General features: G+C 52.8%; 14 protein-coding genes. 11 read left to right on the plus strand and 3 right to left on the minus strand.

Features of this window, described 5'->3' with window-relative positions:
- Positions 1 to 552 precede the first annotated feature (552 nt).
- Entirely contained in the window at positions 553 to 1,620 is a 1,068-nt protein-coding gene (locus H8K47_RS14765; protein ID WP_186882170.1) for an AraC family transcriptional regulator, read from the minus strand.
- A gap of 211 nt (positions 1,621 to 1,831) precedes the next feature.
- On the opposite strand from H8K47_RS14765, the gene H8K47_RS14770 reads away from it, so the two are divergent.
- The 3 genes from H8K47_RS14770 to H8K47_RS14780 are packed head-to-tail and all read left to right on the plus strand — an operon-like array spanning position 1,832 to position 4,826.
- Positions 1,832 to 2,152: a 2Fe-2S iron-sulfur cluster-binding protein gene (locus tag H8K47_RS14770; protein ID WP_186882171.1), complete on the plus strand. Its 321-nt coding sequence runs from the start codon at positions 1,832 to 1,834 to the stop codon at positions 2,150 to 2,152.
- Positions 2,153 to 2,192: 40 nt separating this feature from the next.
- Complete coding sequence (locus tag H8K47_RS14775) at positions 2,193 to 3,575, plus strand: cytochrome P450 (RefSeq protein WP_186882172.1); 1,383 nt, start codon at positions 2,193 to 2,195, stop codon at positions 3,573 to 3,575.
- A gap of 21 nt (positions 3,576 to 3,596) precedes the next feature.
- On the plus strand, positions 3,597 to 4,826 hold the full coding sequence (locus H8K47_RS14780; RefSeq protein WP_186882173.1) for an NAD(P)/FAD-dependent oxidoreductase: 1,230 nt from the start codon (positions 3,597 to 3,599) through the stop codon (positions 4,824 to 4,826).
- 77 nt (positions 4,827 to 4,903) lie between these two features.
- Here the strand turns inward: H8K47_RS14780 and H8K47_RS14785 are convergent, their stop codons facing one another.
- A complete protein-coding gene (locus tag H8K47_RS14785; protein WP_186882174.1) occupies positions 4,904 to 6,649 on the minus strand; it encodes a glutamine--tRNA ligase/YqeY domain fusion protein in 1,746 nt (581 codons plus the stop codon).
- Positions 6,650 to 7,114: 465 nt separating this feature from the next.
- Here H8K47_RS14785 and dnaE point away from each other — a divergent pair, with 465 nt between their 5' ends.
- The 7 genes from dnaE to H8K47_RS14820 all read left to right on the plus strand — a co-directional run bounded on the left by dnaE (position 7,115) and on the right by H8K47_RS14820 (position 18,847).
- The gene (gene dnaE / locus H8K47_RS14790) at positions 7,115 to 10,633 is read left to right on the plus strand and encodes a DNA polymerase III subunit alpha (protein ID WP_186882175.1); all 3,519 of its coding nucleotides are present in this window, start codon (positions 7,115 to 7,117) and stop codon (positions 10,631 to 10,633) included.
- A complete protein-coding gene (locus tag H8K47_RS14795; RefSeq protein WP_186882176.1) occupies positions 10,626 to 11,930 on the plus strand; it encodes an O-antigen ligase family protein in 1,305 nt (434 codons plus the stop codon). Before dnaE ends, H8K47_RS14795 begins: the two co-directional genes overlap by 8 nt.
- Positions 11,931 to 12,134: 204 nt before the next feature.
- Positions 12,135 to 13,883, plus strand: a complete 1,749-nt coding sequence (gene msbA / locus H8K47_RS14800) for a lipid A export permease/ATP-binding protein MsbA (protein WP_186882177.1) — start codon at positions 12,135 to 12,137, stop codon at positions 13,881 to 13,883.
- A gap of 78 nt (positions 13,884 to 13,961) precedes the next feature.
- Complete coding sequence (gene waaF / locus H8K47_RS14805) at positions 13,962 to 15,011, plus strand: lipopolysaccharide heptosyltransferase II (RefSeq protein WP_186882178.1); 1,050 nt, start codon at positions 13,962 to 13,964, stop codon at positions 15,009 to 15,011.
- Positions 15,008 to 15,601, plus strand: a complete 594-nt coding sequence (locus H8K47_RS14810) for a Crp/Fnr family transcriptional regulator (protein ID WP_186882179.1) — start codon at positions 15,008 to 15,010, stop codon at positions 15,599 to 15,601. Before waaF ends, H8K47_RS14810 begins: the two co-directional genes overlap by 4 nt.
- A gap of 143 nt (positions 15,602 to 15,744) precedes the next feature.
- Positions 15,745 to 17,805, plus strand: coding sequence for an ABC transporter substrate-binding protein (locus tag H8K47_RS14815; RefSeq protein WP_186882180.1), 2,061 nt, complete (start codon positions 15,745 to 15,747; stop codon positions 17,803 to 17,805).
- Positions 17,806 to 17,902: 97 nt separating this feature from the next.
- Positions 17,903 to 18,847: a DUF808 domain-containing protein gene (locus H8K47_RS14820; RefSeq protein WP_186882181.1), complete on the plus strand. Its 945-nt coding sequence runs from the start codon at positions 17,903 to 17,905 to the stop codon at positions 18,845 to 18,847.
- Positions 18,848 to 18,929: 82 nt separating this feature from the next.
- Here the strand turns inward: H8K47_RS14820 and H8K47_RS14825 are convergent, their stop codons facing one another.
- A complete protein-coding gene (locus H8K47_RS14825) occupies positions 18,930 to 20,750 on the minus strand; it encodes a PHA/PHB synthase family protein (protein ID WP_186882182.1) in 1,821 nt (606 codons plus the stop codon).
- Positions 20,751 to 20,966: 216 nt separating this feature from the next.
- On the opposite strand from H8K47_RS14825, the gene H8K47_RS14830 reads away from it, so the two are divergent.
- Positions 20,967 to 22,316 (plus strand): TolC family protein, encoded by a 1,350-nt coding sequence (locus H8K47_RS14830; RefSeq protein ID WP_186882183.1) that lies wholly within the window; start codon positions 20,967 to 20,969, stop codon positions 22,314 to 22,316.
- Positions 22,317 to 22,323 lie beyond the last annotated feature (7 nt).

The raw sequence follows: 22,323 nt of genomic DNA on the forward strand, positions 1-22,323 counted from the left end.
GCGGCCTGACCAGCGTGCTGTCTGTGGCTGTACGCCTGCTTAGCGCAGTGAGTCCAAATGTAGAGACAGATCAGCACAAACTTGCAGTCAGCAAATTACATGCCATTGTTTTTAGTGTGGAGGAGGGGGAAGTACTCAGCAGCTTTTGTGTTTGATAATGGTGGTGGAGATGCGCATGTCAAAACCAAAGTTGTCTTGCAGATGATTTTTTACATGATATCTACGTGTTATTTTGAGCGATGACATGTCAAAAATGTAAATTTTATTATTCAACCTACTTTTTATATACCGTGTTGTTACTGTGATATCGATTGACTTTATGTAAAAATTCTGCTCGAATGACCTTTCCGTAAACGCATTCATAGCAACCAAAGGTCGTAGTGATTTGATATGTTGTGTCAGCATCAAATTACTCGCCAAGTCAATGTGGAACGTCTCTATTTGAAAAAGCCAAAGTATCTTGGTGCGCTTGGTGTTGTGTCGGTTTTTACGTGGATGTACATACATCCAGGGCTTTTAACTTTATTTACCTTACAGTGGGCAAAAGCATTTTTAGGTGGTGACCATGCTCTCAAGTCGGGTGAGCCGATCATTTTTTCTCGCTACATGTTTGTATTCTGCAGGACTTTTTCCCTCCTGTTTACGAAATGCTCTCGTAAAGTTAGCAAGATCTGTGTAACCGAGCTCATAAGCTACCTGCGTAACGGTTAGGTGGCTGTTCGCCAGCAATTCTTTGGCTCGCACGTGACGCACTTGGTGGTAAAGCTTGCGAAAGCTGGTTTGCTCCATTGTGAGATATCTATCTAGGGTGCGGGTCGAGAGATTTAAGGTCTGCGCCAGTTCGGTCAGTGTGGGAATGCCATCAGTGGATTCTCGCAGCATCATCGCTACCCAGCCAGCTACCTTACCACTGGCTAAAACGTTCACGGCAAGCATGCGGCAGCGTTCTTCCGCCCTGCGAAAAGCGTCGGGGTCTGCCAGGACAGGGCGGCGGTCCATGATCTCGGGCGCAAAGCGCATACGTATGCCTGGTGCTGTCCACCACTCCATAAAATGGAGGCGAACGTGACGCATTTCTGCATAACGTGCGATGTGTGCGGGCTTAGGCATAGACAGAAAAACGTCGTAGGCTTGCAGATGTTCGCCCAGCAGATCCCCTAATGCAATATAAGTTGCCGCTACTATGGCCTCAAGGTGAAACATGAGACATGCCTTTGACATTAATCTGGCCGGCTCGAACACCAACTCAATGTGCTCTGCGTCATGCCGGTAACGAATGCTGAACGCAGGCATGACGAGGCGGAAATAACGGGCGAGCAGGCGCATGCCTTGCCCTGCAGTGGGGCTGCTTAGCATTGCGTAGCCAACACTACTATGAGAAGTGATGTGCAGCGCGTAACCGGTATCGAGCGCAAGATCCTGGCGACCGGATACTTGTAGAGCAGCCATAACAAAAGCTTCTATCTGATCGATACGCAGCATGGCATCGGGCTGTGCGAGTAACTGGGGATCGATGCCAACCTTCTCCAGCACGCTGAAAAGATCGACGCCAGCTCTAAGTAGTACTTCTCCCATGCGTGCGTAGTAGCGTGCTGGAATATCTGCCACCTGTTCTGTCATTGCCCTCATTTCAACCCCTTCAGCGCATATTTAAATTGTCTGTAAATGACAATTGAATGTCAATAAATGACAAGTTTTAATCGCGTGTCTGCGCAACAATCCCTTCACAGTTTTTGGACGAATCTATCCGACAAGGGCTTGGATTTGGCCAAAACGTGTGAAACCAGCAATGTTCTACATGGTTCAAGACCTCTTTTGACAGGAAACAAGTATGAGCAAGATCATTTTTGCAATGCATGACGGTAAGCTGCATGAAACGGACCTTGTTGAAGGTAAGTCACTTATGCAGCTCGCTATCGATAATGGTGTGCCAGGTATTGATGGTGACTGCGGGGGTGTTTGCGCTTGCGGGACTTGTCATGTCATTCTCGATAGCCGTTGGCTGACTAAACTAGGTTCACATAATGCGGAGGAGGACCAGATGCTGAGCATGTTCCCCGAGAGGCAAACGAGCTCCCGTCTGGCTTGCCAGATTAAAGTGTCGGCCGAGATGGGAGGTATGATCGTACAGTTACCTGAATTCCAGATGTGACCACGATCGTTCACACATTCAGCACACGATAGGATTATCCATGAAAATACTCGATCAATTCATCAGCAAGGTGCGAGCGACAATTCCTATCGATCTACAGATACAGGGAGCACATTGTTATCATAAGGTAAGGTTGTGGCTGTTCAAAGGTGCCACCTCACCAGTCTTTCAAGAGTTGAGGTTGCCTGATGTGGATGAAGTGTCTTTGGAAAAAATCGACTTTAGTTCCCCGTTTTTGTTCCGTCAGAACCGCTGGAAGTCTTACTTCAAAAGACTGCGTGAGGAGGCTCCCGTACACTACCAGGCAAATAGTCCCTTCGGCCCATTCTGGTCAGTAACCCGCTACGAGGACATACTTACGGTTGATAAGAACCATGAGCTGTTCTCTGCAGAACCCTTCATTGTCATGGGCGATCCACCTGCAGGATTAAGCATTGAAATGTTTATTGCTATGGATCCACCTAAGCACGATATCCAGCGCCAGGCTGTCCAGGGCGTTGTTGCACCTAAAAACTTGAAGGAAATGGAGGCGCTGATTCGCTTGCGTGTGAGAGATGTACTTGACAACTTACCTGTTGATCAACCCTTTGATTGGGTAAGCCAGGTTTCTATCGAGTTGACTTCCCGCATGCTTGCTACCCTGCTCGACTTTCCCTATGAGCAGCGGCACAAGCTGGTTTACTGGTCGGATCTGGCGGCTGCCAGCCCGGAAACCACAGGGGGCGTGGGCACTCTGAACGATACTTTTCTGGGAGTTGCCGATATGGCTCGTCATTTCTCTGCGCTCTGGTATGACAAGGCGGCACGGATCGCTGGTGGAGAGGCGCCTGGCTACGATCTGATTAGCTTGTTGCAATCGCATGAGGCAACCAGAGATTTGATAAAACGCCCTATGGAATTCCTCGGCAACCTTACCTTGCTGATCGTGGGTGGTAATGACACTACTCGTAATTCCATGACTGGTGGTGTGGTCGCGCTGAGCCAATTTCCTGGCGAGTTCGCAAAACTCAAAGCAAATACCTCGCTGATTCCAAATATGGTGTCCGAGATCATTCGTTGGCAGACTCCTCTCGCATATATGCGGCGTATCGCTACGAGGGACACGGTGCTGAACGGCCAGCTCATACGCAAGGGGGACAAGGTAATCATGTGGTATGCCTCTGGCAACCGTGATGAGAATGTGTTTGAACGCCCTGACGATCTGATCATCGACCGTTCAAACGCCCGCAGTCACCTGTCTTTCGGTTTTGGTGTTCACCGCTGTATGGGAAACCGGTTGGCAGAGCTGCAACTGCGCATACTCTGGGAGGAGTTGATCGAGCGTTTTGAAGCAATATCAGTACTTGGCGAGCCGGAAATCGTACAGTCTAATTTTGTTAAAGGCTACTCAAAGTTGATGGTACAGATTGCCAGGAAGGCCTGAGCGCCGAAGGATAGGAACACTATGCAAAATCTACAGGCTGTTATCGTTGGTGGTGGTCATGCTGGTGCTCAGTTGTGCGCAAGCTTGCGTCAGAGTGGTTGGATTGGCGAAATCTTGATGATCAGTGACGAACCCGCGCTACCATATCATCGTCCACTATTGTCAAAGGACTACCTTTCTGGCCAAGCTAAAATGACCGATCTGCTGATTCGTTCGCCGAGCTTTTACGAGAAACAGTGCATTACTCGCCGTTTCGGTCAAGTTAGCTCTATTGACCGACAAGCTCACCAGCTTACCTTGTGCGATGGCAGCAAAGTCAGCTATGACAAGTTGGCTCTGTGTCTTGGCGCACGCGCCAGGAAGCTCTCCATACCCGGCGCTGGGCTTGCTGGAGTACACTACTTGCGTACACTCAGCGATATTGAGGCAATAAGAGCGGAGCTGGACGGCAAACGCAAAGTCGTCGTCATTGGCGGTGGTTATACTGGTCTTGAAACGGCGGCCTCGCTAACGAATTTAGGACTTGCCGTCACTGTACTGGAAACTGCAACACGCGTTCTACAACGAGTCACTGCGCCACAGGTTTCCGAATTTTACGCTCGCTTGCACATCGAAAACGGCGTGCAGTTACGCACTGGCTGTGTGCTTTCCGCAATTGAGGGGGACGGGCGCGCGCAAGGAGTACGCTGCGCCGATGGGGAGCTAATCGCCGCGGATCTGATCATCGTTGGTATCGGTGTACTTCCCAACACAGAATTGGCAGAGGCTGCCGGACTGTCTGTAGGCAACGGGATACTAATCGACGGACACGGCTTTACCAACGATCCAAACATTGTCGCCGCAGGTGACTGCGCTAACTACTTCAGTACACGATACGGGTGTCGGCTTCGCCTCGAGTCTGTACCCAACGCAGGAGAGCTAGCCAAAGTGTGTGCAGCCGCCCTCTGCGGCAAGTTCGATAACATCGACGCGTTGCCATGGTTCTGGTCGAATCAGTTTAATGTCAAATTGCAGATTGCCGGCCTGAATGTTGGTCATGACACCGTAGTCATTCGTGGCGATCACCGCATAGGACGTAGTTTCACTTGTTTCTATTTACGGAGTGGCCGTTTGATCGCGGCCGATTGCGTGAACCGCCCCCAAGATTTCCTGTTGAGTAAAAAACTAATCTCGGAGCAATTGCAGGTCGATGTGGTGCGGCTCGTGGACGAGAGTATCCCGCTCAATGCACTGATGCTAGAACTTATCTAAATGGTATAAAAAAACGACATCCGAGTAATCTTTAAAAAGATTACTCGTTAATTTATGCGTTTTTATAAATAGCTTGATTACTTCCCAAACGAATCCTTCAAAGTGGTAATCCGGTTAAACACCGGTTTGCCGACTGTACTGTCAACGCGGTCGGTCACGAAATAGCCGTGGCGTTCGAATTGCAGGCGGGTGTCGGGGGCGATGTTGTGTAAGCCGGGTTCGACGTAGGCGCGCAGGGTTTCTAAGGATGCCGGGTTGAGCAGGGTCATGAAGTCTTTGCCACCAGCGTCCGGGTTGGCATCGGTGAACAGGCGGTCGTAGAGGCGTACTTCCACTTCCATTGCGTCGGCGGCATTGACCCAGTGGATGTTACCTTTGACTTTGTAATTGGCGCTGCCTTCGGTGCCGGATTTACTGTCAGCGAAGTAGTTACAATGTACCGCGATCACCTTGCCGTTTTCATCTTTATCGCAGCCTGTGCATTCGACCACATAGCCATAACGCAAACGGACTTTATTGCCAGGGAACAGACGGAAATAGCCTTTGACTGGCTCTTCCATGAAGTCTTCCTGTTCTATCCACAGTTCTTTACCAATGGTGAATTCGCGGTTGCCGCGTTCAGGATGATGCGGATGCACAGGCGCGCTGCAGGCGATGTTTTCTGCTTCAGGGAAGTTATCGATGATCAGTTTCAGCGGGCGCAGTACGGCGGTGGCGCGTGCCGCTTTCGGGTCGAGATCTTCGCGCAGGCAGCCTTCCAGCGTGCTGTAATCGATCCAGCCGTCGGAGCGGGTCACGCCTATGCGTTCGCAGAAGGCCTGGATCGATTCTGGCGTATAACCACGGCGACGGATACCGACTACAGTCGGCATGCGCGGATCATCCCAGCCACTGACGATGCCGTCTTCAACCAGCTTGCGCAATTTACGCTTACTGGTCACGACATAGGTTAGGTTCAGACGCGCGAATTCATACTGGCGCGGTACCGGACGTTGTACAAAACCGCCTTCTGCGGCGCGTTCGATAATCCAGTCGTAGAAAGGACGGTGATCCTGGAATTCCAGGGTGCAGATAGAGTGCGAGATATTTTCTATCGCGTCTTCCAGCGGATGTGCGTAATCGTACATCGGGTAGATGCACCAGGCGTCACCGGTGCGGTGGTGATGCGCATGGCGGATACGGTAGATGGCCGGATCGCGCATATTCATGTTCGGCGAAGCCATGTCGATTTTGGCACGCAGGATGTGCTCGCCGTCTTTGAATTCACCGGCTTTCATACGACGGAACAGATCCAGCGATTCAGCGGCGCTGCGCTCACGGAAAGGCGAGTTCACACCTGGCTTGGAAAAGTCACCGCGATTGGCTGCCATGTCTTCTGCCGACTGGCTGTCTACATAGGCGTGACCGGATGTAATCAGGTGTTCAGCGATGGCATAGAATTTGTCGAAATAATCGCTCGCGAAATACAGGTGATTGCCGCCGCCGTTTTCTGCAGGCTGTTGCCAGTCGAAGCCCAGCCATTTCACGCTGTCCATGATGGAATCGACGTATTCCTGATCTTCTTTTTCTGGATTGGTGTCATCAAAACGCAGATGGCAGCGGCCATCATAGTCGCGTGCCAGACCAAAGTTCAGGCAGATCGATTTAGCGTGGCCGATATGCAGGTAGCCGTTAGGTTCAGGCGGGAAGCGGGTGATCACGCTAGGCATGCCATCGCGTTGGTAAGTACCTGCGGCCTGGTCGTTATCGATGATGGCGCGTAAAAAGTTAGATACCGGTGCGGCTTCGGCTGCCGCTGTTTTATTTTTGTTGTCGTTGCTCATAGTCTGGCCATTCAGGACGATACGTGATTATTTATGTATTAAATATTAAAAAAATTTAATACGGTGTTTTTTTAAGGGGGTGACAGCAAGCTGTTTTGCCGCGCCCGTATGTACATGGAGGCACACCCAGACCGCGCTTTGCTCATCTGACCAGCGCTGCGAGGCGTAAGCATCCATAGTGGGATGTCAAGTATTTTACCGTAGCGCAGCACAGAAAGCGCGTTTGTTTGCGCTTCTGGCGGGGAAATGCGCAGTAAAGCCGCGTCTGGCAGGCTAGTCACAGCACGGAGCGCTCATCATTTTATTGAAAAGCCAAGTTTTTGCTCATCAGGGCCGCCGCACAAGACAGGTGCAAAATCAGCCTTCCTCAGATTGCGACTGCGATTGCCGGGCGATGTTCAGGAAAGCTGGCCGAAATCTGCGCCGGACTACTGTAACTGCGGCTTGGCGCGGTAGAATAGCGGGATGACTACAGAATTGATAATTTCTCCCGACCAGACCGTGACGCCTGAGGCCAGCGGCCCGCGCGATCCCCAATTTGTGCACTTACGTGTCCACTCAGAATATTCTATCGTGGATGGTTTGGTGCGCATCGACGATGTGATCAAGGCCGCAGTCAAGGACAAGCAGCCTGCGCTGGCGGTGACCGATCTGGCCAATTTGTTTGGGATGGTGAAGTTTTATAAAGCCGCGCGTGGCAAGGGCATGAAGCCTATCGCCGGCTGCGATGTCTGGATCAGCAATGACAATGACCGCGATAAGCCTACCCGCATGCTGCTGTTGGTGAAAAACCGCCAGGGCTATTTGCAGTTGTGTGAATTGCTGGCGATGGCCTGGCTGACCAATCAGCATCGTGGCCGCGCTGAGCTGCGTATTGAATGGCTGAAGCAATTACAGGACAGCGGTGCCGGCGGCAATCTGATCGCTTTATCCGGCGCGCATTTTGGTGATGTCGGTACCGCGATTGATAATGGCAATATCGCGCTGGCCGAGCAATTAGCGCTTCAATGGGAAAGCATCTTCCCGCGCCACTTTTATATCGAGATACAACGGGCTGGTCAGCCGAATATGGACAACCATGTGCGTGCTGCGGTGGCACTGGCGGGCCGTTTGCGCCTGCCGGTGGTGGCCACCCATCCGGTGCAATTCCTGAGTAAAGACGATTTCACTGCGCATGAGGCGCGGGTCTGTATCGCGGAAGGCGATATGCTCGCCAATGGCCGCCGGGTGCGCCGCTTCAATGAACAGCAATGTTTTAAAACCCAGCAAGAGATGCAGACCTTGTTTGCGGATTTGCCGGTAGCATTGAAAAATTCGGTAGAGATCGCCAAGCGCTGTAATCTGACGCTGGAACTGGGTAAGCCTAAGCTGCCGGATTTCCCAACGCCGGACGGAATGAGCCTGAATGATTTTCTGATGTTTGAAGCGCAGCGCGGGCTGGAATTCCGTCTGCAGCATTTGTTCCCGAATGAAGAAAAACGCGAAAAAGAGCGGCCACGCTATGAAGCGCGTCTCAAGTTTGAAACCGATACCATCATCAAGATGGGCTTCCCCGGTTACTTCCTGATCGTGGCGGACTTTATTCAATGGGCCAAAAATAATGGCGTACCGGTGGGGCCAGGCCGTGGTTCCGGTGCGGGCTCGCTGGTCGCGTATTCGCTGTTGATTACCGACCTCGATCCGCTGCAATACAATTTGCTGTTCGAACGTTTCCTGAATCCTGAACGCGTTTCCATGCCCGACTTCGATATCGATTTTTGTCAAGAAGGCCGAGACCGCGTGATTCAGTATGTGAAAGACCGCTACGGCAAGGACGCCGTGTCGCAGATTGCGACCTTCGGTACCATGGCGGCCAAAGGCGCAATCCGTGACGTGGGGCGGGTGCTGGATTTTGGCTACATGTTCTGCGATGGCGTGTCTAAGCTGATTCCGTTTAAACCGGGCAAACAGGTCACGATTGCTGAGGCGATCGTCGAAGAGCCTTTGCTGGCTGAGCGTCAGGAAAACGAGGAAGAGGTGAAAACCTTGCTCGATCTGGCGCAGCAGGTAGAAGGCATCACCCGTAACATCGGTATGCATGCGGGTGGTGTGTTGATTGCGCCCGGTAAGCTGACGGATTTTTGCCCGCTATATACCCAGGGTGGCGATTCCGGTGTGGTCTCGCAATATGATAAAGACGACGTGGAAGCGGTCGGTCTGGTCAAGTTCGACTTTTTGGGTCTGACTACACTGACGATACTGGATCGCGCGGTGCGTTACATCAAAATGCTGGACCCGGCGCTGCAAGACTTTGATCTGGCTAAGCTGCCGCTGGATGACCGCGCATCCTATGACTTACTGACCAAGGCCAAAACTGTAGCTGTATTCCAGCTGGAAAGCCGCGGCATGCAGGGCATGCTGAAAGATGCGCGCCCAGATCGCTTTGAAGACATTATCGCGCTGGTGGCTTTGTATCGTCCGGGTCCTATGGATCTGATTCCTGACTTCTGCAAACGTAAGCACGGTGAAAAATTCGATTATCCTGATCCGCGTACTGAGGGCATTTTGTCTGAAACCTACGGCATCATGGTGTATCAGGAGCAGGTCATGCAGATGGCGCAGGTGGTTGGTGGCTACTCGCTGGGTGGCGCTGACTTACTGCGTCGTGCTATGGGTAAGAAAAAAGCCGAGGAAATGGCGGAGCACCGTAAGATTTTCCGTGAAGGTGCGGCCAAGGGCGGTTTGTCTGAGCAAAAAGCCGACGAGATTTTCGATTTGATGGAAAAATTCGCGGGTTACGGCTTCAACAAATCCCATGCGGCAGCTTACGCGCTGCTGTCTTACCACACCGCTTATCTGAAAGCTCATCACCCGGCCGCGTTCATGGCAGCCAATATGTCGCTCGCGATGGATGATACCGATAAGGTCAAAATCCTGGTTGAAGACGCGATGGATATCTGCAAGCTCAAGATGCTGCCGCCGGATATCAATCAGTCTGACTACCGCTTTATGCCGGTTGGCGAGCCAGGCAAAAAAGCGACTCAGATCCGCTATGGTCTGGGCGCAGTCAAGGGGTCTGGCCAAAACGCAATTGAAAACATCGTTGCTGCACGTGAGGCCGACGGACCATTCAAGGATTTATTCGATTTCTGCAAACGCGTCGATAAGCGCCAGGTCAACCGCCGTACCATAGAGTCGCTGATACGTGCGGGTGCGATGGATAGTCTGGGCAAAGACCGCGCGGTGTTGCTGGCTACGGTGTCCCTAGCGATAGAGGCGGCAGAGCAGGCCGATGCAGCCGCCAATCAGGTCAGTCTGTTTGGTGATGACGATGATCTGATCCCGCCACCGGAATACATCAGTGTGCCACATTGGACCGATAAAAAACGGCTGACTGAAGAGAAGCTGGCGCTGGGCTTTTATTTGTCGGGGCATTTGTTTGATTCCTATGCGCCGGAAGTGCGTCAGTTCATCAAGACCACACTCGCCAAAGTTGAACCTTCGCGCGATTTGCGTATGATCTGCGGCATCATCACCGGCGTACGTACCCAGATGACCCAGCGCGGCAAGCTGATGGTGGTGACGCTGGATGACAGCACCGCGGTGGTGGAAGTCACGGTTTACAGCGAACTGATGGAAGAATTTAAGTCGCTGCTGAAAGAAGATGAGTTTTTAGCGGTATTGGGCAAGGTATCGGAAGACCGTTTTTCTGGTGGTATGCGTATCTCGGCAGAAAAGCTGATGGACATAGGCCGTGCACGTGTGCAGTTCTCGCAAGGCTTACGCTTGAATCTGGATGCCAGCACGGATACTAAAAAATTACAGGAACTGCTTAAGCCGCATCTGAATCCCGATGGTTGTCCTGTCGTGGTGAATTACCAAAATGCGCAAGCCAGCGCAGAGTTGTATCTGTCTGACCAGTGGCGCGTGAATCCGGATGACACGCTGCGCGCGAATCTGGCAGAGTGGCTGTCGGCGAAAAACGTGAATATTGATTATGCATGACACTATCCATAGCGCTGCCAGTACCACTACGCCAATGACAGCGCGCAGCGATTGGCCTGAGCAAGTTGCGGTATGGTTACCGCTGACGCTGTTTTTCCCTGTGGCCTGGATGTACACTGGTGTGGTGTTGTTTTATGTCAGCCTGCTGATAGCGGGAAATTGGCAACAGAAATGGCAGCGGCTGCGCCAACATCCCATGCTGATCCCTATCCTGGGCCTGTCGGTGGTGACGGCCTTGGTGGCTGCGCTGCATGGGAAACCAGACGGGGCCCAACAGGAATTCTGGCCTGCATTTGGCCATTACCAGACCTACCTGTTTCTGTTGCCCTTCCTGACTTTGCAAGCCGGTGCCTGGCAGAACAGGGCATTGAGCGTGTTTTTTGGTGGCGCCACGCTGGCGGCTTTTTTGTTTGTACTCTCCAGTCTGCATCTGCTGCCGGATGTAACGCTGTTCCGCAGCTATGTCGTCTACCTCGGCAATAAATCTATCCTGCTTGGCATGTTGCTGGCGGTTGCCAGTGGCTGGCTGTTATGTGGACTGGTGGCCAGAGAAAAAAATAGCGCAGCACAGTGGCTGCAGTTTTTGTTTATCACGGCAGTGATGCTCTTGCTGTCCAAAACCCGCACCGCGCTGGTGATCTGGGTGATGATGCTGTTATTGATGATGCTGAGCAGGCTGCGCTGGAATTGGCGTAGCTTGGCGATCGCGGCTTTACCATTGCTGGCGGCTATTGGTCTGTGGCAATATGCGCTCAGCCAGCCACGTCCACCCAGCTGTGTCGTGAATGCGGTGCAGGCTGCTCCTTGGGAAAAAGTGCGTTTGCGTGGCGTCTGTACTTTGCAGCAGGTAAGGGATTTTTCGGAAGGCAGACGTACTGGTGACGACGACGGGATGCGTACTGAGCTGTATCGGGTGACCTCAGGTTTGATTGCGGAAGCACCGTGGAGCGGCCACGGCATCGGCAGTTGGATGCCCTTGTATCGTGAACGTGCGCAGGGCTTGTCCAGCGCGACGATGACGACGCCGCATAGCGACTATTTATTGTATCTGACAGAAACCGGCGTGCTGGGCCTGTTGGCCTTGTTGCTGATTTATGCGCAGCAAGCGCGCTTAGCTTGGCAGTTCAGCCGCAGTTCCGCTGAGGATCAGCGTAGGCTTGCGATGCCACTGGCGATGCTGAGCTTAAGTATGGTTTGTGGTGCAGCGTTTAATGCGATCCTGCGCGATGGTGTGTTTGCGATGGCTTTCCTGATCTTGCTGGCAGTGTTGTTGGCCGGTGCCAGGCGCAGGGTTTGAGGCTGAGCGCCAGTATCAACTCAGGCGGTCAGAGCGCAGCGTAGTTTAAAACGGGATTCAGGTGACGGGGCAGCGCCCCGTCTTTTATTTTTTCAGGAGGGCTGCGGTGCACGCTATCCTGTGACGTATGGGTGAAGCAGATGTTTGTGCTTCTCTTGCCGTCCGGATCGTGCTGGATAACAGCCTTCTCAGGATTTACACATTATGGCAACACTCAATCAATCGATCACCAACCGCCTGTGGCAAGCGCTGTGGCAGTACAAGGCCTATTTGTTCCTGACCGTGCTGACGATGATAGGCACGGCACTGACTGAGGTTGCGCTGCCACGCGGGTTAGGTTATTTGCTGGATAATGGCTTTCATACGCGTGCAGACGTACCGGCAAAGGAATTCCAGATCTGGTATGTGCCGGTCGGTTTAATCGGGATTTTTTTGTTTCGTGGTATCTGTACTTTTATCACCAGTTATCTGATGAGTCGCATTGCGATCAATCTGCTCAATGATTTGCGCGCTCAGGTATTTCGTAAGCTGATGCTGGTGCCGGTCGGGTTTTATCACAAAGAATCCAGCGGCCGCATCATCAATACCATCATGTTCGAAGCGCAGCAAATCGTGGAGATGATCAAGGTCTCGATCACTACGCTGTTCCGTGACTCGCTCACGGTGCTGGCGCTGATGTCTTATCTGATTTGGCTGAACTGGAAGCTGACCCTGGTCACGCTGATCCTGATACCCGGTATTTCTGTGCTGGTGCGTTCAGTCAGTAAACGCTTACGCCGTCTGAACCAGCAGCAGCTGGATCTGAATGGCGAACTGACGCAGGTGATAGAAGAAAGTACCCGCGCCCATCAGGTGATACGCATCTTCGGCGGACAAGCCTATGAACAGCAGCGCTTTGAAGAGAAAAACAACAAGCTCGGTAACTATGCGCTGAAAACTACGGTGGCGGTCGCATTTACTACACCACTGACGCAGTTGCTGGCATCGGTCGCGATTTCTATCGTGATCGTACTGGCCCTGATACAAAGTCGGGCAGATGTGACGACGGTGGGTGATTTTGTGGAATTCATTACCGCGATGCTGATGTTGTTGACGCCTTTAAAGAAGCTGGCTGATTTGAATGGTCCTATGCAGCGTGGCATGGCGGCTGCGGAATCGGTATTTGGCATGGTCGATACTGCGGGTGAAGACTTGGCAGGACAGCGCTTACCACAGCGTGCGCAGGGCGCGCTGCGTTTCGAGCAAGTTGGTTTCAGCTATGCAGGGCAAGAGCAGGAAGCCTTAAAGCATATTGATCTGGAGGTGCAGGCGGGCGAAACCATTGCCCTGGTCGGCATGTCAGGCGGTGGTAAAACCTCGCTGGTCAATCTGGTGCCGCGGTTTTATGCGCCGACCCAGGGCCGCATACTGCTCGATGGCGTCGCCTTATCGGATATCGCGCTCGATAGTCTGCGTAGCCAGATTGCCATGGTCAGTCAGAATGTGGTGCTGTTTGATGACAGCATCGCTGCCAATATTGCGTACGGCGATACAGCACCGGATCAGGCCAGAATCGACAATGCTGTCAGGGCTGCGCATTTGACTGAAGTGGTGGCGGAATTGCCTGAAGGTTTGCAGACCCGCATCGGCGATAACGGCATGCGCTTGTCCGGTGGGCAGCGTCAGCGTCTGGCGATCGCGCGCGCGATTTACAAAGACGCGCCTATCCTGATTTTGGATGAAGCCACGTCTGCGTTGGACAACGAATCTGAGCGCGCCGTACAGGCTGCGCTGGATGAGCTGATGCAGGGTCGTACTACCTTAGTGATTGCTCACCGTCTGTCGACGATAGAACGTGCAAGCCGCATCGCGGTGATGGTGGAAGGGCAGATTGTTGAAGTAGGTACTCACGCAGAGTTACTGAAAAAAGAAGCTGTATATGCGAATCTGCATCGCTTACAATTTGCAGCCTGACAAGATTACTCAACAGGAGATCAGGATGCCCATCGCCTATATGCAGTCTTTGGCGATGCGCATCCGGTATGCAGCCGCATGAAACAGAAACATAGCCTTGCCCCGCGCCTGCTGGTGATCGCACCGAACTGGATAGGCGATGCCGTGATGGCGCAGCCCTTATTGCAGCTACTCAGGCAGCAGCAGCCGGACGCCATCATCGATGTGCTGGCACCAGCCTGGGTCGCTCCGGTGTTGCGCGCCATGGCGGAAATTAATGAGATCATACAGACCCCGTTCCAGCATGGGGCTCTACAGCTGAAAGAGCGCTGGCGTTTTGCGCAGCAGTTGCGCGCGCGTAGCTATAGCGCCGCCTATGTTTTACCAAATACGATTAAATTTGCGCTGATTCCCTGGATGGCGGGTATTCCGCTGCGCGTCGGTTATCGTGGTGAAAGCCGTTATGGCCTGATCAACCGCATGCACTATGACGATAAATCGGCGCCGCGTCCCATGGTGCCGTTTTATGCTGCTCTGGCTTTTTCACCCTCTCGGGAATTGCCAGCACAGCCGCCTCAACCTCAGCTGACGCTGGATGCCGCGAGTATCGCTGCAGTACTGGCTGAGCTTAAGCTGGACGCCGGTAAGCCATTGGTCGTGATGGCACCCGGTGCCGAATTTGGCCCGGCCAAGCGCTGGCCGGAACAACATTTCGCGACGCTGGCGCAGCAGATACAGCAAAGCGACAAGGAGGTTCAGGTCGTATTGCTGGGTTCCGGCAAAGATGTTGAAGTCTGCGATAGCATCGCAGCGCTGGCACCGCAGGTGACACAACTGGCGGGTAAAACCAGCCTGTATCAGGCAGTCGCGCTGATCGCGGCGGCAACGGCGGTGGTGAGTAATGATTCCGGCTTGCTGCATATCGCTTCTGCGTTTAACCGGCCGGTACTCGCGATCTACGGCCCAACCGATCCCGATCACGCGCCGCCATTTTCCAGCGTGGCGCATTCTTTCTCTCTGCGTCTGGATTGCGCACCTTGCCGTCAGCGCGTTTGTCCGCTCGGTCATCAGGATTGCATGCAAAAGCTGTTGCCAGATCAGCTCTGGCAGCCTTTGCAGCAGATACTGCAGGCAAGGGAGACCGCATGACTGAAGCCTTGCAGGAGAAAGGTCAGCTATTGTGGCTGATGGAACAGGCGGCAGGTTGCGCCTTACCGGCTGGCGCACAGTTGCAACAGGCGGTCAGCCTTAGAAAAATCCAGAAAGGCCAGCAAGTATTTGCTGCCGGTGAATGGCAGCCCTATGTGTATGTGGTCAGAAAAGGCATTTTTAAACTGACTTATCTGTCTGAAAGCGGGCAGGAGTGGATTAAGTCCTTTATCGGTGAGGCGGGCTTTTTTGCCTGCCCGAATGTGCTTATCAGCGGCTTGAAAACAGATTTTTTCGTGACAGCGATTGAGGACAGTCAGATCGAGCAAGTTGATTATGCGCTGCTAAAAAACCTGGCGGAGATGCATCCTGAATGGCAAAAAGCGATACGCGGTTTGCTGGAGTCCCACATCGTCAGAAAAGAACAACGCGAGCGCGAATTGCTGACCATGACGCCGGATGCACGCTATCTGTCATTTTTGCAACATTATCCTGAGATTGCTGCACGCGTACAATTACGTGATCTGGCCCATTATCTGGGAGTGACACCAGAAGCGTTGAGCCGGATACGTAAGCGTTTGCATCGCTGAACACGATGAAACTCAGAATTTTTTCGATCACATTGCTGTACAATGCATGACATAATCATTATAAAATTTCAATTACCTTTTTAATCTCTCTGAAACTTGCTCCACCTTTTTTCTATAGCTATACAGGCTTGGGGTGACGTGCTATGAGCTTGAAATTTCGTGTGCTGCTGTGTTTTTTGTGCATAGCCAGTCAACTGTCCCCAATGCTAAGCAGAGATGCGCATGCATTGGAAAAAGTAGCTTTGCAATTGAAATGGACGCATGCATTTCAGTTTGCAGGCTATTACGCTGCGCAACAGCAGGGGTATTATCAACAGGCAGGTCTTGAAGTCGACGTGCGGGAAGTGAATCCGCAGGCTAGTGGCTTTAGCGTGATTGACGAAGTCGTCAGCGGACGTGCCCAGTTTGGGGTCGGTACCAGCAGCCTGCTATTGGAAAGAAAGGCGGGCAAACCCGTCGTAGCGCTGGCGGTGATTTTCCAGCACTCACCTCAAATCCTGGTCGCAAGAAAAAAATCAGATTTACAAACCGTCCATGACTTAAGTGGTAAGCGTTTGATGCTGGAGCCACAGTCAGATGAGCTGATTGCCTATCTGCGCAGCATAGGCATGGCCGATGCCAGCATGAAAACAGTCGGGCATAGTTTTTCCACTCAGGATTTTATCGAGGGCAAAGTCGACGTGATGTCTGCTTATGTCACCAATGAGCCTTTTTATCTGAATCAGTCCCATGTTGACTATCAGATCTATACGCCGCGTTCGGTGGGTATCGATTTTTATGGTGACAATCTGTTCACCACAGAACAGGAAATCAAACAACATCCTGAGCGTGTGCAAGCGTTTCGGGAAGCCAGTCTGCGTGGCTGGGAATACGCGATGGCGCATCCTGCAGAAATCATTGCCCTCATTTTACGTAATTATCCGCAACGTTTTGCTAGCCCTCAGGCACAGGCTGCACTCCAGTTTGAGGCTCAGCAAATGCAGGCTTTGTTGCGGACAGACTTAGTCGCGATTGGCTACATGCATCCGGGACGCTGGCGTCATATTGCGGAAACCTATGCCAGCATAGGCATGCTGCCCGAGGGCTACACCAGTGACGGCTTTTTGTACCAGGTGCCGCAAGAGCGCAACAATCAACTGGTATACGTTTGGATATCCCTGACTTTACTCATCGCGGTTGCGATAGCGACGCTTGCCCTATACATCTACCGCGTTAACCGTCGGCTGGCTAAGAGTATGCAGGAATTCAAAGATCAGTCGCTGCGCTTAAAACTGCTTTCTATGGCGGTTGAAAACAGTCCGGCATCGGTCTTGATTACCGGGCCGGATACCCGTATTGAGTATGTGAATCCGCAGTTTTCCAAGGAGACCGGCTATAGTGCAGATGAGGTCTTTGGTAAAACGCCGAAGCTGCTGCAGTCTGGCATGACCAGCCCGCATACCTATGCTTCTATGTGGGCCAATCTGAATCAGGGTAAATTATGGTCAGGCGAGTTAATTAATCGCCGCAAGTCAGGTCAGATTTATTGGGAAGAAGCACTGATCGCGCCAGTACGTAATCAACAAGGCGAGACCACGCATTTTGTCGCGGTAAAACGTGATATCACGGAGCGTAAACGGGTTGATGAAAAACTCGCGCATATGGCGCATCACGACAGCCTGACCAATTTACCTAACCGGGTGTTATTTTTTGAACGTGTGCAGTACGGTCTGGTGCTTGCGCGCCGTCAGCAAAGTCAGCTGGCACTGATGTTCATCGATCTGGATCGCTTTAAGCCCATCAATGATAATTACGGCCATGCAGTTGGTGATGCAATTTTGCAGGAGGCTGCCCGTCGTATGTCTGAGTTGTTACGCGAATCCGACACGATAGGCCGTATAGGCGGTGACGAATTTGTCGGCCTGATGATGGATGTGGGATCGGTTGCCATTGCTGAGCAACTGGCGACCAAAATTTGCCATGCCCTTAGCCTTCCGTTTGATTTTGCCGGGGTACAGCATGAGATCACAGCCAGCATTGGTGTCGCCCTGTATCCTTATCATGGCGAAGATGAGCGCAGTTTATCGCGTGCTGCAGACATTGCTATGTACCATGCCAAAGCAGGCGGCCGTAACGCAGTCCGCGTTTTCGAAACGCACATGAAGGATAATTATTTGCTGGCTGATACAGAAACCCGCATACTGCCCGTCGCGTCCCCGCAATGACTTCAGGCCTCACATAGCTACCAGCTGCGATCAGCGTATCGCTGGTGATTCCAGTGTGCCTGATATTTATTATTTAATTGATGACAGAAAGTGATTTATGGCTGGTGCCAGCTTATTGACTTTGTTTGATGATATTGCGACCGTACTGGACGATGTCGCTGCCATGACGAAAATCGCCGCAAAAAAAACTTCGGGTGTACTCGGTGATGACCTGGCGCTGAATGCTGAGCAGGTGTCTGGAGTGCGTGCTGCGCGTGAATTGCCGGTGGTCTGGGCCGTTGCTGTGGGCTCGATACGGAATAAGTTGATCCTGTTGCCGCTGGCTTTGTTATTCAATGCACTCGCACCATGGGCGGTGATGCCTTTGCTGATGATAGGCGGCGCTTATCTGTGCTACGAAGGCTTTGAAAAAATTGCACATTCATTTTTACATAGCGATGCCGAAGAGCAGCAGGAACAGGATGAGTTGCTGGCGGCTGTGGCTAGGGAGGATCTGGATATCCTGGCATTAGAAAAAGAAAAAATTAAAGGTGCAATTCGTACCGATTTTGTGCTCAGTGCGGAGATCATGATCATCACGCTGGGCACGGTCGCCACCGCGCCCTTCATGTCGCAACTGACAGTGCTGTCGCTGATCGCAGTCGTGATGACGGTCGGTGTATATGGACTGGTGGCGGCGATTGTGAAGCTCGACGACATGGGCTTGTACCTGCAACGCCATGCTGCTACCGGTGGGTTGGGCAGTGTACAAAAACTGATCGGTGGCGGCTTGCTGGCCTTCGCTCCTTTGCTAATGAAATCGCTGACGGTGATTGGGACGGTTGCCATGTTCATGGTCGGCGGTGGCATCCTGACCCACGGCCTGCCGTTTGCGCATCACTGGAGCGAAGAACTGACCCATCTGGCGCAAGGATTGCCTGGTGGCCCACTGTTGGTGGCGATCACACCGATGAGTTTTGATACGGTGCTGGGTGTGATTGCCGGTGCCTTAGTGTTAGCCGGGGTCAGTGTTGTGAGTAAAATTCGTGGTAGCCGTACCTGAAGACGACTATACGTCTCGTCAAGTGTCTCGAATAAAAAAGGAGTCCCCATTTGAGTGACTCCTTTTTTTACTCATTATGCAGTCAACGCATCATCACATAGCTGCCAGGCGCGGCACCCAGGCTGGCGACCGTGTCAGGCTGGCGGGCGACAATCTTTGCTGAGCTGCTATTTTTCGCCAGCCACAGATGCCAGTGCTCCCACCATGAACCCTGCACCGTTACTGCAGTGTTTAACCAGCTTTCTGCATCAGGTTTTATCTCCCCCGGAACGCTGCTTGTGCCTAGCTGATAGCTGCGATGGGAATGTCCGGGTTCCGAGACGATACCCGCATTATGCCCACCGGAAGCGAGGATGAAATCTACTGGTGTGTCGGTCAGCTGATGAATTTTAAACACAGATTTCCAGGGGGAGACATGATCTTTGCGCGTACCTACCACATACAGTGGCACTTGTATGTCCTGCAGATGCAGCGCCTGCCCCTGATATTGATAGCGACCTTGCGCCAGATCATTGTGCAGGAACAGATGCTGCAGATACTCGCTGTGCATACGGTAGGGCATGCGGGTGGTATCGGCATTCCAGGACATCAGATCGTTTGCTGATTCTTCTTCGCCCAGCATGTAATGACGCATGATGCGTGACCAGATCAGGTCGCGTGAATTCAATAGCTGGAACGAGGCGCCCATCTGTTGTCCATCCAGATAACCCTGTTTCCACATTAACGCATCCAGCATGGCGAGCTGACTTTCATCGATGAACAGACCCAGTTCGCCGGGCTCGCTAAAGTCAGTTTGAGCTGCCAGCAGACTGACGCTGGCGAGTCTGGGGATGGCAGATGCGTTGTCGTCCGTTTGCTGCTTTGCCAGCGCGGCCGCACCAATGGCGAGCAAGGTGCCGCCCAGACAGTAACCAGTGGCATGGATCGCTGCATGCTGGGTGATTTCGCTGACTTGCTGTAAGGCTGCAAACAAGCCAGATTCCAGATAATCATTCATGCCCAGATCACGGTCAGCCGCATCCGGATTTTTCCAGGAAATCACGAATACCTGATGCCCCTGTTCCAACAGATAGCGCACCATGGAGTTGTGCGGCGACAGATCAAGAATGTAATACTTCATGATCCAGGAGGGCACGATCAGCACCGGTTCGGCATAGGTATTTGGGCTCAGTGGCTGGTAATGGATCAGTTCTATCAGATGATTGCGGAAGACCACACTACCTTGCGTGAGTGCCACATCCCGCCCTGGCTGGTAAGGCAAATCCTTGACTTTGGCATCTGCGTGCAGCTTTTGCTGCACGGCTTCCGTCACATCATGCATCCAGTGTTGCATGCCATGCTGCAGACTGCCGCCCTGGGTGTTGCGTGCCACTTCCAGCACTTCAGGATTGAGAGCAGGGTAATTCACCGGTGAGAGGATATCCAGCCACTGGCGCGCCATAAAGCTGACGACGTTTTCATGATGGCTTTGTACGCCGCGTACACCGGTGGTCGCGCTGTCCCACCATGACTGAGTCTGCAAGAAACTCTTTGCGAACGCGTTATATGGCCAGGTCGACCAGCCCGGATGCGTGTAGCGTTTATCGTCGCCTGTCTCGGACTGAGGCAGGCCGTTCTGTAGCGCCTGACCCAGGAATAAAGGCCATTCCGCCATCTGCTGCTGCCACGAGCGTTGTAACTCCATTTGCTTGCCAGGTGCAAAGGACAGATGTAAGCCCCAGTCCAGCCAGGCCAGGATCACGCTGGCCGGAGAAATGCCACCAGTCCATTGTGCAAGTTGATTTTGCAAAGCCAGGTCTAGCGGATGCACCGATGCCTCCCGGGTCAGATAACAGATGCTGTCAGGCTGAGCTGGTGTGGGTGGCGCGCTTGAAGTGGATTGGTTTATGGTGGACTGATTCATAGTGGCTCCGGTTTCTTGCTGTGGTTTCATTGTGGCGAAGCCTGCAGTGATCCCGATTGATTCGAATCAATTGGATAGTGCATTTGCAGCAATACACTGTAAAAAACATTCCTGGATAGTCCCATGAAAAATTCCGTTTTCACTCTGCAGGCTGACAGAATCCGACAATATTTTGCGCTGCCGCATAAAAGATCTGTGCCGTGTCATTGCGCTGAAATGTGGCGTCATCGCGGTGCTACTCACTTAATTGTAACTGGTTTGATCTGCATCAATGGCTTGTTGCTGAGTCCACTGACGATCGCAGCTGAAAGCCTGCAACAAGCCTGGGAACAGGGCTTAAAGCGCGACCATTTACTCGCATCTTCTGCCGCCAGACAGGAGGCAGCGGAAGCGCAACTGGCTGCCGCCAAAGCGACTTACTTTCCCAAGCTGGCGCTGGAAACCGGTTATTTGCGCACAGAAAGCGAACCGGCAGCCAAGATCAGTATTCCGGCACTGCCTATGCTGAAAGGCGCGTCGCTGCCCTTTGCGCAGGATGCCAGTTATTTCGGTGGCGTGACAGTCAGTGCCCCCTTGTTCACCAGTGGCCGTATCGCGCAAGGCGTGGCAGCTGCGGAGGCACAACAGCAGGCCAGTGCCGCGCAAACCCGGCTGACTTACAGCGAACTGAAACTCGCGATTGCGCAATCCTATGTACAGGTGCTACGCGCTGAGCATGCGCTGCAGGTCAGCCAAAGCCATGTACAGGCCGTACAAAAACACCGCACGGACGTGCAGGCTTTGCATGAACGTGGTTATGTGGCCAGACATGATGTGCTGGCCACTGAAGTCGCGCTGGCTAATGCCTTGCAATGGCAATTACAGGCAGAGAATGGCTTGTCGCTGGCGCGTGCCGCCTACAACCGCTGGCTGGGTCGCGCCTATGACGACAAGGTCGAATTACAGGATTTGGTCACTGATCCTGGTCATGAGCAGCGTGATCTGCATCAGAGTTTGAGCGCCTATCTGCTGGCTGCGCAAGAGCAGCGTCCTGAATTGCAGGCACTGCGTCAACAGTCGCAGGCTTTACAACATCAGGCCGCCAGCGTGAAGGCCAGTCACTTGCCGCAGTTAGGCGTCAGTGCGGGTTATAACAAACTGGAGAACCGCTATCTGGCACAGGACAAGGGCTGGTGGGCTGGACTGGTGATGAAGTGGGAGTTATTCGATGGCGGTCAGGTACGCCAGCAATCCTCGCAATTGTCTGCGCAGTCACGTGCCGTGGCTGAACTGGCGCAGGACCATCAGGAAAAAATCCAGCTACAGGTCAGACAGGCCTGGATGAATCAGCAGGAAACCCGGCAAAGGCTGGGGCTGGTGGCCACTGCGGTCGAACAGGCTGACGAAGTGCTGAGCCTCGCGCGTGAACGTTACCGCTCAGGGCTGGCACCAAACAGTGATGTGCTGGATGCCGAGACGCGCCGCCTGCAAGCCTATTCCAACCGCGATAACGCCATTTACGACCATGAACTGGCACGCCTGCAACTGCTCTATGCCGCCGGTCTGCTGGCTGCTCACCACCAATAAATCTGCA

Origin of the sequence: Cognatundibacterium rugosum, assembly GCF_014284365.1 — a bacterium.
Classification (GTDB): Bacteria; Pseudomonadota; Gammaproteobacteria; order Burkholderiales; family Burkholderiaceae_D; genus Undibacterium; species Undibacterium rugosum.